This window comes from Paraburkholderia hayleyella (assembly GCF_009455685.1).
GTDB lineage: Bacteria > Pseudomonadota > Gammaproteobacteria > Burkholderiales > Burkholderiaceae > Paraburkholderia > Paraburkholderia hayleyella.
Window position 1 is genome coordinate 1665667 of sequence record NZ_QPES01000001.1, and the last position, 15310, is coordinate 1680976.

Below are 15310 nucleotides of genomic sequence, written 5' to 3' on the forward strand. Positions count from 1 at the left end.
AATCGGGTGTGCCGCACGTGTCGTACGCGTGCCGCACGCGGGCGTGAACGCAAGTCGGGCCAGAACGCGGGAAGGGCTCACGCTCGATGGTATGATTGCCGCTATTTTTAAGGCTCGGCGGCCAGTCCCGGGCCTTTAGCCGCGTGCCGCGCTGTGTCATGGGCCCCAAACTTGGGCTCTGAGCCGTGGGCAGTTCGTGAGTTCCCATTCACCGTCTTCAATTTAACCAGCGATATCGCCGTGCGTCTGACCTCGATCAAACTCGCTGGCTTCAAGTCCTTCGTCGATCCCACCCATTTCCAGGTTCCGGGCCAGCTGGTGGGCGTGGTGGGTCCGAACGGCTGTGGCAAATCCAACATCATTGACGCCGTGCGCTGGGTGCTCGGCGAATCGCGGGCCTCCGAACTGCGTGGCGAATCCATGCAGGACGTGATCTTCAACGGCTCGACCGCGCGCAAACCGGGCAGCCGGGCCAGCGTCGAGCTGGTGTTCGACAACCCCGATGGCCGCGCGGCGGGCCAGTGGAGCCAGTACGCCGAAATCGCCGTGAAGCGCGTGCTGACCCGCGATGGCACCTCCAGTTACTACATCAACAACCTGCCTGCCCGACGCCGCGACATCCAGGACATTTTCCTCGGCACGGGCCTTGGGCCGCGCGCTTACGCGATCATCGGGCAGGGCATGATTGCGCGCCTCATCGAGGCCAAGCCTGAAGAGCTGCGCGTGTTTCTCGAAGAAGCCGCGGGCGTCTCCAAGTACAAGGAGCGCCGCCGCGAAACCGAAAGCCGTCTGAGCGACACGCGCGAGAACCTGACGCGTGTCGAAGACATCGTGCGCGAGCTGGGGGCGAACCTCGAAAAGCTCGAAGCCCAGGCGATCGTGGCGACGAAGTTCAGGGATTTGCAGGCCGACGGCGAAGAAAAGCAGCGCCTGCTGTGGCTCTTGCGCAAGAACGAAGCCGCGAACGAGCAGCAGCGCCAGCAACGCGGGATCGAACAGGCGCAGATCGACCTCGAAGCGCATACCGCGCAACTGCGCGAAGTCGAAGTGGAGCTGGAAACGCTGCGCGTAGCCCACTACGCCGCCAGCGATGCGCTGCAAGGCACCCAGGGCGCGCTGTACGAGGCGAATGCCGAAGTCAGTCGGCTCGAGGCGGAAATCAAGTTCATCGTCGAATCGCGCAACCGGGCCCAGGCGCAAATCGCCGCGCTCAATGCGCAGCACGAGCAGTGGCAGGCCCAGGCGCAAAAAGCCGGCGACGATTTGCAGGATGCCGAAGAACAGCTCGCCGTTGCGGAAGAAAAAGCCGCGCTCGCGGAAGACACCGCCGCCGCCAGACACGACGCCATGCCCGCCCTTGAAAGCCGCTGGCGCGATGCGCAAGCGCAACTCAACGCCGAGCGCGCGAGCATTGCGCAAACGGAGCAGGCGCTCAAGCTCGAAGCCGCGCATCAGCGCAACGCCGATTTGCAGTTGCAACAGTTGCAGCAACGCCATGAGCGCCTGAAAGCCGAAGCGGGCGGCCTCGATGCCCCGGATGAAGCGCAGCTCGAAGCGTCACGCATGCAACTTGCCGAGCACGAGGCGGTTCTCGCCGAGGCGCAAGCGCGGCTGGCCGACGCACAAGATACGCTGCCGCGCCTGGACGGCGAGCGGCGCCGCGCCCAGGAGCGGGTGCAGGCGGAAAGCGCGCAGATTCACCAGTTCGAGGCGCGGCTGGTCGCGCTGCGGCAATTGCAGGAAAGCGTGCAGACCGAAGGCAAGGTTCAGCCCTGGCTTGCGCGGCATGAACTCAGCGCGCTGCCGCGTCTGTGGAAAAAGCTGCACGTCGAAGCTGGCTGGGAAGCGGCGCTCGAAGCCGTGCTGCGCGAGCGTCTGGCGGCGCTGGAAGTGTCGAACCTCGACTGGGTCAAGGCCTTCGCCTCGGATGCCCCGCCCGCCAAGCTGGCGTTCTACGCGCCGCCCTCCGCCGCGCTGGCCGCGCCGGCTACGGTGACTGGATTGCATCCGCTGCTGACGCGGGTGCGCATCGATGATGCGGGCTTGCGCGCCGTGCTGCACGACTGGTTGGGCCGCGTGTTCGTCGCGGACGATCTGGCCGAAGCGCTGGCCCTGCGTGGGCAGTTGCCCGAAGGCGGCGCGTTCGTTGTCAAGGCCGGGCATGTCGTGACGCGCGTGGGTGTGCAGCTTTACGCCGCCGATTCCGAGCAGGCCGGGATGCTCGCACGGCAGCAGGAAATCGACAATCTGACGCGTCAGGTGCGTGCCCAGGGGTTGCTTGCCGATGAGGCCCGGAGCGCGTCGATTCGCGCTGAAGCGGCCCACACCCAGGCCGCGGAGGCCTTGACGGAGGTGCGCCAGCAAGCTGAGCGCGCCACGCAACGGGTACATGCGCTGCAAATGGACGTGCTGAAACTGGCCCAGGCGCACGAGCGCTATACGCAGCGCAACACGCAAATCGGCGAAGAACTCGACGAAATCGCTGCCCAGCTTGAAGAGCAGCGCGCCCGGCGGAGCGAATCCGAAGCGAATTTTGAGCGCCACGATCTCCAGCTGGCGGAGCTCCAGGCCTGTTTCGAAGATCACCAGCAAGCGTTTGAAGCGCACGATGCCGCGTTGAGCGCGGCGCGCAACGAAGCGCGCGATCTCGACCGCGCCGCCACCGATGCGCGTTTTGCCGCACGCCATGGCGCGAACCGGATCGATGAGTTAAAGCGCAGCATTCAGGTCGCGCATGAGCAAGGCGAGCGCGTGGCGCTGGCGCTGGAAGACGCTCGCGCCGAACTGGAAACCATCAACGGGCAAACGGCCCATACGGGCTTGCAGGAGGCGCTCGAAATCCGTGCGCAAAAAGACGAGATCCTGCGTGCTGCACGGCTCGAACTGGACGATCTGGGCACGAAGCTGCGCCACGCCGACGAAACTCGTCTGAGCGCCGAGCGCGCCTTGCAGCCGTTACGCGAGCGCATCACCGAACTCCAGCTGAAAGAGCAGGCCGCACGCCTGAGCGGCGAGCAGTTCATCGAGCAGCTTGCCGCCGCGGGTGTCGATGAGGCCGAACTCCAGCTCAAGCTCACGCCCGAGATGAAGCCGTCGTATCTGCAAGGCGAAGTCACACGGTTGAACAACGCCATCGCCGCGCTGGGCGCGGTGAACATGGCGGCGCTGGACGAACTGAAGAGCGCGAGCGAGCGCAAGACCTTCCTCGATGCCCAGTCGGCCGACCTGACGCGCGCGATTGAAACCCTCGAAGACGCGATTCACAAGATCGACCAGGAAACCCGCACGTTGCTGCAAGGAACCTTCGATGAAGTGAACCGGCATTTTGGCGAGCTTTTCCCGCGGCTGTTCGGGGGCGGCCAGGCCCGGCTTATCATGACGGGCGATGAAATTCTCGATGCCGGGGTGCAAGTGATGGCCCAGCCGCCCGGCAAGAAAAATTCGACAATTCATTTGTTGTCGGGGGGCGAGAAAGCGCTAACCGCGACGGCGCTGGTGTTTGCGATGTTCCAGCTCAATCCGGCGCCGTTTTGTCTGCTCGACGAAGTGGACGCGCCGCTTGACGACGCGAATACCGAGCGTTTCGCCAACCTGGTGCGGGCGATGTCGGACAAGACCCAGTTCCTGTTCATTTCCCACAACAAGATTGCAATGGAAATGGCACAGCAACTGATTGGCGTGACGATGCAAGAGCAGGGCGTATCCCGCATCGTCGCAGTTGACATGGAAATGGCAAGCAGTTTCGCCCATAACACTATGTGAACCAGAAGAGGGGGTGCGCGAGTCGCTGCCGCAGCTGCCTAGCTGCCCGATCCAGGTGACGCGCACCGCAATGACAAGCTTTGTTGATGGAGCGGGCATGGACGAGTTGACACTCGGTTTGATCGGCGCAGGCGCCGTGGTAGTGGGTGGAGTGGTGCTGTACAACGCTTGGCAGGGCGCGAAAGTGCGCCGCAAGCTGCCACAGCCGGCACCCGACGAGATCGCGGAGAACGCCGCGCGGGAAGAGCCGGAGCCCAGTCCGTTTATCGAATCCACGCGCGCCGCGCCGCGCCGCGAGGCAGCGCCGGATGAGGCCACGGCCGATCATGCGCGCTTTGAACCGATGTTTGGCGCCGAAGCCGGAAGCGGGGTGCCGGCGCAAGCGGCTTTCTCCTCTTTCTCCCACGATGCAGCGGAGGGCGTGGAAGGGGCGTCAGACGCAACGCAGGACAGTGATCCGGGAGGCGTGGAGCCGCTTTTCGAAGCCACGTCCGAAGATTCGGCCGCGGCTCAGGTCAGGGGGGCGGCGTCAGCGGTTGCCGTGGTCGATCGCCGGATCGACTGCATCGTGCCGCTGACACCTGCCACGCTAGTCGCGGGCGACAAGGCGCTGATGCTGGCGCAGCGTCTGCGCCGGGCGGGCAGCAAGCCGGTTCATATCGAAGGTCAGGCCGAAGGCTCGAGCGTCTGGGAGCCGCTGCAAAATGGCGTGCGCTATGCGATGCTGCGCGCCGCCGTCCAGCTGGCTAACCGCAGCGGAGCGCTCAATGAACTCGAATTCTCCGAGTTCGTCACCGGCGTGCAGCAGTTCGCGGATGCGATCGACGCCGCGCCGGAGTTTCCCGACATGATGGAAACCGTGTCGATGGCGCGCGAGCTCGATGCGTTCGCCGCGCAATGCGACGCGCAGTTGTCGATCAACGTGCTTTCCGATGGCGCGCCATGGTCGGCCAATTATGTTCAGGCCGTGGCATCGCAAGACGGCTTGCTGCTCTCGCGCGATGGCACGCGCTTTGTCAAGCTCGATGCCAAGCAAAATCCGGCCTTCATGCTGCAGTTCGGCGACACCAATTTCCTGCGCGATGACCTGACCTACAAGGGCGGCCAGATGATCGCGCTGGTGCTCGATGTGCCCGTCGCCGATGAAGACATCCTGCCGTTTCGCCTGATTTGCGATTACGCGAAATCGCTCGCTGAGCGCATTGGCGGCCGGGTGGTGGATGAGCAGCGGCGGGCGCTGCCCGAACCCTCGCTGCTGGCGATTGAAAAACAGTTGATGGCGCTCTACGCCAGGCTGGAGCAGGCGGGTATTCCGGCGGGCTCGCCCGCGACCCGGCGGCTTTTTAGCCAGTAGGATCGAGCGAGCCGGGGCCCGGCTCTAGCCGGACCCCGGCCAGATTCAAGCCACTGTCAGGCGTGCCGCATAAGGGGTGCGCCTGATTTTCTCTTTTTTCTTCGGACGCTGATTGGGGCTTGGGGGATGAGTTTGGCGTGATCCCCGTTCAATCCCTGCCATCTGGCCGATGTCGCGGCGAGCGCTTCCTGAGATAATCTGGCGTCTGAATTTCACTGGCCCACTTGGGGCTCTTCTCATGGCCCACCCCCGCCTTCCAGACGCTTTCCCCAGCAGTCCCGCCGAGCGCCTGACGGCGCTGCGCACCGAGCTTGAACGCGCCAACCGTGCGTATTACGTCTTCGATCAGCCGGAGTTGCCCGACGCCGAATACGACCGGCTGTTTGCCGAGTTGCAGCAACTTGAGCAGGCGTATCCCGCTCTGATCACCCCTGATTCCCCCACCCAGCGTGTGGGTGGCGAGGTCGCCAGCGGCTTTTTGTCCGTCGCGCACGCGCTGCCGATGCTTTCGCTCAATAACGGCTTTGCCGACCAGGATATCGTCGCGTTCGATAAACGCGTGTCCGAGGCGCTGGGCAAAACGCCCATCGAGTACGCCTGCGAGCTGAAGTTCGACGGCCTTGCGGTTTCGTTGCGCTACCAGAATGGCCAGTTGGTCCAGGCCGCCACGCGGGGCGACGGCGCTACCGGCGAAGATGTCACGCATAACATCCGTACCATTCGCTCCATTCCGTTGACGCTCAAGGGCAGCAACCTGCCCCAGGTGCTGGAGGTGCGCGGTGAAGTGCTGATGTTCAAGCGCGATTTCGAGCGCCTTAACCTGCGCCAGCGCGAAGCCGGTCAGCGCGAGTTCGCCAATCCGCGCAATGCGGCGGCAGGCAGCCTGCGCCAGCTCGATTCCCACATTTCCGCGCAACGGCCCCTATCGTTTTTTGCTTATGGCATGGGGGTGCTCGAAGGCGCGCCGCCACCACCGGCTCATGACGTGCTGCTTGACTGGTACGACGCCCTGGGTTTGCCGGTCAATCCGGAGCGCGCGGTGGTGATGGGCGCGGAGGGGCTGCTGGGATTTTTTAACCGGGTGGGCGCAAAGCGCGAGCAACTGCCTTACGACATCGACGGCGTGGTCTACAAGGTGAACCGGCGCGAGGAGCAAGAAGCGCTGGGCTTTGTTTCCCGCGCGCCGCGCTTTGCGCTGGCGCACAAGTTCCCCGCGCAGGAAGCCCTCACCCGCGTGCTGGCCATCGACGTGCAAGTCGGACGAACGGGGGCGATTACCCCGGTTGCGCGGCTTGAGCCGGTCTTCGTCGGCGGGGCCACGGTAACCAATGCCACGCTGCATAACGAAGACGAAATCCGGCGCAAGGATATTCGTCTGGGTGACACGGTGATCGTGCGCCGGGCGGGCGACGTGATTCCCGAAGTCGTGAGCGCGCTACCCGAGCGCCGTCCGGCCGATGCACGCGAGTTCGTCATGCCGCTGCAGTGCCCCGAATGCGGTTCGGCGATTGAGCGCCTGCCTGATGAAGTGATTGCCCGTTGCAGTGGCGGACTTTTTTGTCCGGCGCAACGCAAGCAGGCGCTCTGGCATTTTGCCCAGCGCCGGGCGCTGAATATCGACGGGCTGGGCGAGAAGCTGATCGAGCAACTGGTCGAGCAAGGCCTGGTACGCACACCGGCTGATCTTTTTAATCTGGGCTTTGCCACGCTCGCCGCGCTGGACCGCTTTGCGGAAAAATCCGCGCAAAACCTGATTGATTCGTTAGAAAAGGCGCGGCACACCACGCTCGCGCGTTTTATTTACGCGCTCGGCATTCGTCACGTGGGTGAATCGACCGCGAAAGATCTTGCCCGTTATTTCGGCTCGCTCGATGCGCTCATGGCGGCGCCCGTGGATGAGCTGTTGCAGGTCAACGATGTGGGGCCGATTGTCGCGGAATCGCTGCACCAGTTTTTTGCCGAAAGCCATAACCGCACGGTGATCGAACAGTTGCGCGCGCCTGGCCGGGTGACATGGCCCGAGGGGCCACCCGCACCCAGGGCGCCGCGCGGCGTGCTGGCGGGCAAAACGATTGTGCTGACCGGCACGTTGCCAACGCTTTCACGTGAAGAAGCCAAGGCGTTGCTTGAGGCGGCAGGCGCTAAGGTGACGGGGTCGGTCTCGAAGAAAACCGATTATGTCGTGGCGGGGGCGGAGGCTGGCAGCAAACTTGAAAAAGCCGAGGCGCTCGATATTCCAGTTCTCGATGAAGAAGGAATGCAAAAGCTTTTGGAGCAGGAGCCAACATGATTCGTGAAATTCTCAGAATGGGCGATACACGGCTGTTGCGTGTGGCCAGGCCCGTAGACCGTTTTGATACGCCAGAGCTGCACCAGCTGATCGCGGACATGTTCGACACGATGCGCGCTGCGGATGGCGCGGGTCTTGCCGCGCCACAAATTGGCGTCGATCTGCAGGTCGTGGTGTTTGGCTTTAGTCACAACGCGCGCTATCCCGATGCCGCACCGGTGCCCGAGACCGTGCTGATTAATCCGCTGCTCACGCCGCTGTCGCAGGATATGGAAGAGGGCTGGGAAGGGTGCCTGTCAGTCCATGGGTTGAGGGGGGCGGTTAACCGCTTTTCGATGGTTCGCTACAAGGGCTTTGACCAGTACGGCCAACCGCTTGAGTGCGTCGCACAAGGGTTTCATGCCCGGGTGGTGCAGCATGAGTGCGATCACCTGATTGGCAAGCTGTATCCCATGCGGATCACCGATTTCGCCAAGTTTGGCTTTGCCAGCGTGCTATTCCCCGATATGGATCCTGAGCCGGGTGAATGACAGGTGACAGATGGCGGACCCATTACGCGAGGCTGATGAACCTGGCTGGGTTCGCCGGGCTTTGCGAGGCGGTGTTTCGATGCGGAAGACGGGGACGGGGCGGCATGACAAGCCGCTCCGTGCCGATGAGCCGCAAACTGGGCGGCTTATCGGCACGGAGCCGGTTGGGTTGCCTCGTGAGCCCGGGTGAAGCAGAGCCCGGGCAAAGCAGGCCCCGGAAAGGTCAGAAGGCTTCGTCGGCGGCCAGATAACGCCATTGCCCCGCGGGCAGCGCGCCCAGCGAGACCTGTCCGATCCGTACACGCTTCAAGCCAACCACATGCAGCCCGACCAGCTCGCACATGCGACGGATTTGCCGTTTTTTGCCTTCGCGCAAGACGAAGCGCAACTGCTCGCCATTTTGCCAGGTGACGCTGGCGGGCTTTAATGGCACGTCGTCGAGTTCCAGACCGTGACAGAGCAGCGCGAGGCTGGCAGCCGGGAAGTGCTGTTCAACATCGGTCGAGATGCCGCCATACGTCACACGCACCAGATATTCCTTGTCCACGCCTGAATGTCCGCCGACCAGTTGCTTGGCGACGCGTCCATCCTGAGTCAGTACGAGTAGCCCGGTTGAATCGATATCCAGCCGGCCCGCAGGCGCGAGCGTGCGCAAGTGGGCAATGGAAAACGCGATGCCGGACGCATCGCCTTCCCAACGGTTTTCGGGCGTGACCAGGGTCACGGCCGGTTGATAGCCATCTTCAGCCTGGCCGGAGACGTAGCCCACCGTTTTGTGTATGAGGATGGTGACCTGCTTTTGCTGCATCGCCTGGGCCGCGGGGTCGAGCTCGATGCGCTGGTCTGGCCGCACCTTGGTGCCCAGCGTGTCGATGCGTACGCCATCGACGAGTACCCAGCCGTTTTCTATCCATTCATCCGCTTCCCGGCGCGAGCACAGGCCGAGTTCCGACATCAGTTTCGACAGGCGCAGCATGCCTGGTGTGTCGCTGTAATCGCGTTGTGGCCGCATGGCTGGGTCTGGACGCGAGCTGAGGGGATCGCCTGATTCGCGCGAGTCGCGCGATTTGTGATGCGCGCGTGGTTTGGCGGTATCTCTTGCCTGTGAGGATGGCGCTGCGCGGGCAGGACGCTCGAAGCGTTCGCCACGCGGAGCGGCATCACGGGCAGGACGCTCGAAGCGTTCGCCACGCGGAGCGGCATCACGGGCAGGGCGCTCGAAGCGTTCGCCACGCGGAGCGGCATCACGGGCAGGGCGTTCGAAGCGTTCGCCACGCGGAGCGGCATCACGGGCAGGACGTTCGAAGCGTTCGCCACGCGGAGCACCATCACGTGCAGGACGTTCAAAACGTTCGCCACGCGGAGCGGCATCACGGGCAGGGCGCTCGAAGCGTTCGCCACGCGGAGCGGCATCACGGGCAGGACGCTCGAAGCGTTCGCCACGCGGAGCGGCATCACGGGCAGGGCGCTCGAAGCGTTCGCCACGCGGAGCGGCATCACGAGCAGGACGCTCAAAACGTTCGCCACGCGGAGCGGCATCACGAGCAGGACGTTCAAAACGTTCGCCACGCGGAGCACCATCACGTGCAGGACGCTCAAAACGTTCGCCGCGCGGAGCGGCATCACGTGCAGGACGCTCAAAACGTTCGCCACGCGGAGCACCATCACGAGCAGGACGCTCGAAGCGTTCGCCACGCGGAGCACCATCACGGGCAGGGCGTTCAAAGCGTTCGCCACGCGGAGCACCATCACGTGCAGGACGTTCAAAACGTTCGCCGCGCGGAGCGGCATCATGGGCAGGGCGTTCAAAGCGTTCGCCACGCGGAGCACCATCACGTGCAGGACGTTCAAAACGTTCGCCACGCGGAGCGGCATCACGAGCAGGACGCTCAAAACGTTCGCCACGCGGAGCGCCATCACGTGCAGGGCGTTCAAAACGTTCGCCACGCGGAGCACCATCACGGGCAGGACGCTCAAAACGTTCGCCACGCGGAGCACCATCACGGGCAGGGCGTTCAAAGCGTTCGCCACGCGGAGCGCCATCACGTGCAGGACGTTCAAAACGTTCGCCACGCTTTACACCGGCTGCAGCAGCGGGACCGCTACTGTAGGAGCGACGCGCGCCTTCTTCACGTGGCGCGCGCGAATCCCGCGAATATTCTCCCCGGCTACGCTCACCCTCTGCCCGAGGCGGACGGGCCGGTGCGCCTTCGCGGCGCAAAGGCCGCTCGGTAAAGCTGCGCGGGCTCGCGCCGGATGCCGGGCGCGTTCCCGAACCTGGCGCACCGCGCGCAGGCAGGGTTTTGCGTGGCGCATCCCCGGATGCCGGGCGCGCTCCGGCGGGCCGTACTGGCTTACGCCCAGCGGTGCTGCCGGTACGAACTGGGGCGCGTTGGGATGACGCCGGTCGCGGGTGCTTGGCGGTTAGTTTTGTTCGCATGGGGTCTCACACATCACACAGTCATACGGCGATCGCGCGCAGCAGCTCGGTCTCGACCTGAATTTGCAGGCGGTTGTCCGAAAGGCTGTTTCCATCCAGCAGAAACACATCCTCTACACGTTCGCCAAGCGTATTGATCCGCGCCGCATGGACGCCGACCTGATGCTCGGCTAGCACGCGCGCGATCGAATAAAGAAGGCCTGGCCGGTCGTTTGTCGAAACGGACAGGATGTAGTACTGGCCACGCTCGTCGGCCCGGAGGTCGACGCGCGGAATGACCGGGAACGTCCGCGACAGGCGTGACAGACGTCCCCTTGAGGGCTCGGGCAAAAGCGGGCCATCGGCGACAAGCCGCTGGCTGAGTTCCTGCTCGACGAGATTGGCGATATCGCGGTAATGGATGTCTTGCCCGGTATAAGCGACGAGAAAATTATCGAGCGCGTAGCCGTGCTGGGTGGTCGTGATGCGGGCGTCGAGCACGGACAGCGCGCTGCGGTCGAAATAGGCGCAAATGCTGGCGAAAAGATCCGCGCGGTCCTTGACGTACACCAGCACCTGCAACGCTTCGCCAATGGGCGCGGGGCGCGCCCGCACAACCGGCAGCGGTGTGTCGGTATGGCGATACAGCATGCGCGTTTGCCAGGCGATATCGGCGGCATCGTGGCGCAGGAAGTACGCCACATCGAGCTTGCTCCACAGCGTCTGATGGGCTTGCTCCGGCACGGCCCCGAGGCGCAGCAGCGCCAGCGCCTCCTGTTGCCGGGTTTGCAGCGCCGAATGGGTATCGAGCCTGGCGCCGTCCAGCACGGCCAGCGTGGCCCGGTACAGGTCTTCGAGCAGCTTGCCTTTCCAGGCGTTCCAGACCTTGGGGCTGGTGCCGCGGATATCGGCGACTGTCAGCAGATACAGCGCGCTCAGGTGACGTTCGTCGCCTACTTGTTGCGCAAAGCGCTTGATGACGTCCGGGTCGCTCGTATCCTGCTTTTGCGCGACCTGGCTCATGCTCAGATGATGCTGCACCAGCCAGACCACCAGCGCACCATCGTCGCCCCCGATGCCATGGGCCTGGCAAAAACGCCGGGCGTCGGCCATGCCCAGCGTCGAATGGTCACCCCCCCGGCCTTTGGCGATATCGTGAAACAGTGCCGCGACATAGAGCACCCACGGCCGCTCGAAGCTGGCGCTGAGCTGGCTGCAAAACGGATATTCGTGGGCGTGTTCCGCGATGGCGAAGCGGCGCAGGTTGCGCACCACCATCAGGATGTGCTGGTCGACGGTATAGACGTGGTACAGGTCATGCTGCATTTGTCCGACGATGCGGCGGAAATTCAGCAAATACCGTCCGAGCACGCTGGTCTGGTTCATCAGGCGCAGCGCGTGGGTGATGCCGTCGGGCTGCTGCAGGATCGCCAGAAACAAGCGCCGGTTTTCAGGATCGCGCCGCCAGTGATGATTCATCATCTCGCGGGCGTTGTAGAGCGCACGCAAGGTCCGCGCTGACAAACCCTTGATGCCCGGTGTCTGTTCGTACAGCAGGAAGGCTTCGAGAATGGCCTTGGGCTCGCGTTCGAAAACATCGTCGTGGGCGATTTCGAGCATGCCCTGTTTTTCGACGAAACGTTCGTTCAGCACCCGCGTGATGCCGCTCGTGCTGGGAAAGAGCTGGGCTTCGATGTTCTGGATCAGGATGGTGGCAAGCTGCGTGACCGCCTTGGCGGCCCAGTAATAGCGCCGCATGAGCTGCTCGCTGGCGCGCCGGGCGGTACTGGAGCGATAACCGAAGCTGGCGGCGACACGGTCTTGCAAGTCGAACACGAGGATGTCCTGGCGGCGCCTGGCGATGATATGCAAGTGAGCGCGCAGCGTTTTCAGAAAGGCTTCGTTGCGATGTAGCTCGCGGGCTTCGCGGTGGGTGATCAGCCCGAGCGCGTCGAGTTCGCGCCAGCTGCTGCCAAAGCCCGCCGCCTGGGTGACCCAGAGAATCAGTTGAAGGTCGCGCAGCCCACCCGGACTTTCCTTGATATTGGGTTCGAGCGCGTAGGGCGTATCCTGGAAGCGGGCATGCCGCTGGCGCATCTCAAGTACCTTGGCCTGAAAAAACGCGCGTGGTTCGAGCGTTGTCCGGTACTGCCGGGTAAAGCGTTCGACCAGTTGCGCGTTGCCGGTAATGCGCCGCGCTTCGAGCAGTGAGGTGCGCACCGTGATGTCCTGGGCTGATTCCTCGAGACATTGGGAGACGGTGCGCACGCTGCTGCCCAGCTCCAGCCCCAGATCCCAGGCAAAACCAATGAACTGCTCGACGCAGGCTTCGAGACCTGCCACTGGCGTATCGGGCAGCAACACCAGAATATCGACGTCGGAATAAGGCGCCAGTTCATTGCGTCCGTAGCCGCCGACCGCCAGTAGCGCGGGTTCCTCGGGAAGCTGGCAGGCGTCCCAGGCTTGTCGCAGGGTGTCATCGGTGAGGCGGGCGAGCGCCTGCATCACGCTGTCGATGCGCGTGGAGGTTTCCGCGCGCGCCAGCAATTGCGCCTTGGCTGCCCGGTAATCCGCCTTGAGCGACGCGGCAGCGGGCGGCATGCAAGCTGACGCGTGGTTCTTGATGGAGCGAGGGGGCAATGAGGGCAAAAGAGGGGCGGGTTGACGTGGGTGCCAGGGGGGCGCTCGAAGCCGCCGCTCAAGCCGCGGCGACGAGGGCGGGGCGCTCGGGCGTACCCGCGGACACGGTGAGCACGTCGTAACCGGTCGGGGTGACCAGCACGGTGTGCTCCCACTGTGCCGAGAGACTGCGATCCCGGGTTTTGACGGTCCATTGATCGGGCATGGTGCGGATATCGCGCCGCCCCGCATTGATCATGGGTTCGATGGTGAAGATCATGCCTGCTTGCAGTTCAAGCCCGGTGCCGGGGCGGCCGTAATGGAGAATTTGCGGATCTTCGTGAAAAACCGTGCCGATGCCGTGACCGCAGTACTCGCGCACCACGCTATAGCCCTGGGCTTCGGCATGGCGCTGGATCGCGTGGCCGATATCGCCGAGATGCGCGCCCGGGCGGACCTGGACGATGCCGAGCCACATGCATTCGTAGGTGGTCTGGGCCAGCCGGCGCGCCAGAATGGAGCCCTCGCCGACAATGAACATGCGGCTTGTATCGCCGAAATAGCCGTCTTTGATGACGGTGACGTCGATATTGAGCGCATCGCCGTTTTTCAGGATTTTGTCGCCGGGAATGCCATGGCAGATCACATCATTGACTGAAATACAGGTGGCTTTGGGGTAGGGCGGATAGCCTGGCGGCTGGTAGTTGAGCGGCGCGGGAATCGTGCCTTGCTGCTGCAGCATGTACTCGTGGCATAAGCGGTCGAGCTCGGCCGTGGTGATACCTGCGGCGATAAAAGGGGTGATGTAGTCGAGCACCTCGCTCGCCAGGCGGCAGGCGATGCGCATCTGGGCGATATCGTGTTCGTTTTTGAGGGTAATCGACATGATTGGAATTTGGGATGCAAATATTTGTCGATTATCGCACTATCCGCCTGCCTCCGCCGGCTTTTGCGCGATTGGCCTTGCGGCCTGGGGAAGGGATGAGACCGGGTTTGAGGCCTTGGAGCCAAGACATGTCCTGGCTATACCGGTTGAGTGTGGGTATAGCCACATGCTATAATCTTTGGCTAGGTCGTCTATGCTCTTGGGCGAATCCTGTGTTTGTAATCCGTGGAAAGGTTGTGTGCGGGTTATGTGGTGCGGGGTGATGCGGGGTGGTGCGGGGCCGGGAGCGAAAAACGGCGGCTGAGCGTAGCAGGTAGTACGAGTACGGTAATACGGCAGTACGGCAGTACATTCGCAAGCTGGCGCATCCAGGGTGTTTGTGTGGTGAATAAATAACCGGTGCACGGTGCAAGCCCGGGCGCCACAGTCACAAATACGGCAGCCAGCTTAAGACCTAACCCTTGTGGAGTTTTTCATGGCAGTTACCATGCGTCAAATGCTGGAAGCGGGTGTCCACTTTGGTCACCAGACACGCTTCTGGAACCCCAAGATGGCCCCTTTCATCTTTGGTCATCGCAACAAGATTCACATCATCAACCTCGAAAAAACGCTGCCGATGTACAACGACGCGCTCAAGTATGTGCGTCAGCTGGCAGCCAATCGCGGCACGATCCTGTTTGTCGGCACCAAGCGCCAGTCGCGCGACACCATTGCTGAAGAAGCACAGCGCGCGGGCATGCCTTATGTCAACGCACGCTGGCTCGGCGGCATGCTGACCAACTTCAAGACCTTGAAAGTTTCGATCAAGCGCCTGAAAGAAATGGAAACCGCGGTTGAAGCCGGCGATCTCGAGCGCATGAGCAAAAAAGAAGCGCTGCTGTTCGAACGCGAAATCGCCAAGCTGCAAAAGTCGATTGGCGGCGTGAAAGACATGGGCGGCATTCCTGATGCGATTTTCGTGGTTGACGTGGGCTACCACAAAATTGCCGTCACTGAAGCGAACAAGCTGGGCATCCCGGTGATCGCCGTGGTCGACACGAACCATTCGCCTGAAGGCATTGATTACGTGATCCCAGGTAACGACGACGCCAGCAAGGCTGTTGCCCTGTACACGCAAGGCGTGGCGGATGCGATCCTCGAAGGTCGCTCGAATGCAGTGAACGAAGTGGTGCAGGCGGCACGTGGCGGTGACGGCGACGAGTTCGTCGAGGTCAGCGCGGAGGCGTAAAGCAGCCCGTTTCCGGCAAAAAAGGGGGCTCTCTATAGGCCCCCTTTTTTTAAGCCGCGATATCTGGCGTTTAGGGTGAGTCATCGCAGATCATGATCTGCGGCATACACCCCTGAAGCGGCGAACTAAAGTAGCAAGCCGAAGCCAGATCGAAGGCGAAACCAGTCTCTTCTGTCTGTATCCAATGCAGGCAGCGTGTGAAAGACAAACCCAGACAGACCC

Annotated in this window: 9 protein-coding genes; 5 read left to right on the forward strand and 4 right to left on the reverse strand. The window is 63.0% G+C overall.

Annotated elements, in window-relative coordinates:
* Positions 1-240: 240 nt before the first annotated feature.
* From smc to def, 4 genes are all read left to right on the forward strand, one after another.
* The gene (smc, locus tag GH657_RS07520; protein ID WP_153100130.1) at positions 241-3762 is read left to right on the forward strand and encodes a chromosome segregation protein SMC; all 3522 of its coding nucleotides are present in this window, start codon (positions 241-243) and stop codon (positions 3760-3762) included.
* A gap of 97 nt (positions 3763-3859) precedes the next feature.
* On the forward strand, positions 3860-5116 hold the full coding sequence (locus GH657_RS07525) for a cell division protein ZipA C-terminal FtsZ-binding domain-containing protein (protein WP_153100131.1): 1257 nt from the start codon (positions 3860-3862) through the stop codon (positions 5114-5116).
* 238 nt (positions 5117-5354) lie between these two features.
* Positions 5355-7406, forward strand: a complete 2052-nt coding sequence (gene ligA, locus GH657_RS07530) for an NAD-dependent DNA ligase LigA (RefSeq protein ID WP_153100132.1) — start codon at positions 5355-5357, stop codon at positions 7404-7406.
* Positions 7403-7936 (forward strand): peptide deformylase, encoded by a 534-nt coding sequence (def, locus tag GH657_RS07535; RefSeq protein ID WP_153100133.1) that lies wholly within the window; start codon positions 7403-7405, stop codon positions 7934-7936. The genes ligA and def overlap by 4 nt, the downstream gene beginning before the upstream one ends.
* 223 nt (positions 7937-8159) lie before the next feature.
* Here the strand turns inward: def and GH657_RS18455 are convergent, their stop codons facing one another.
* From GH657_RS18455 to map, 4 genes are all read right to left on the reverse strand, one after another.
* Entirely contained in the window at positions 8160-8948 is a 789-nt protein-coding gene (locus GH657_RS18455) for a pseudouridine synthase (protein ID WP_343031262.1), read from the reverse strand.
* Entirely contained in the window at positions 8891-9997 is a 1107-nt protein-coding gene (locus GH657_RS18460) for a hypothetical protein (RefSeq protein ID WP_343031263.1), read from the reverse strand. The genes GH657_RS18455 and GH657_RS18460 overlap by 58 nt, the downstream gene beginning before the upstream one ends.
* 400 nt (positions 9998-10397) lie before the next feature.
* A complete protein-coding gene (locus GH657_RS07545) occupies positions 10398-12956 on the reverse strand; it encodes a [protein-PII] uridylyltransferase (protein WP_153100135.1) in 2559 nt (852 codons plus the stop codon).
* A gap of 97 nt (positions 12957-13053) precedes the next feature.
* The gene (gene map / locus GH657_RS07550; RefSeq protein ID WP_281349407.1) at positions 13054-13884 is read right to left on the reverse strand and encodes a type I methionyl aminopeptidase; all 831 of its coding nucleotides are present in this window, start codon (positions 13882-13884) and stop codon (positions 13054-13056) included.
* Positions 13885-14335: 451 nt separating this feature from the next.
* Here map and rpsB point away from each other — a divergent pair, with 451 nt between their 5' ends.
* Positions 14336-15088, forward strand: coding sequence for a 30S ribosomal protein S2 (rpsB, locus tag GH657_RS07555; RefSeq protein ID WP_153100137.1), 753 nt, complete (start codon positions 14336-14338; stop codon positions 15086-15088).
* The last annotated feature ends 222 nt before the right edge of the window (positions 15089-15310 follow it).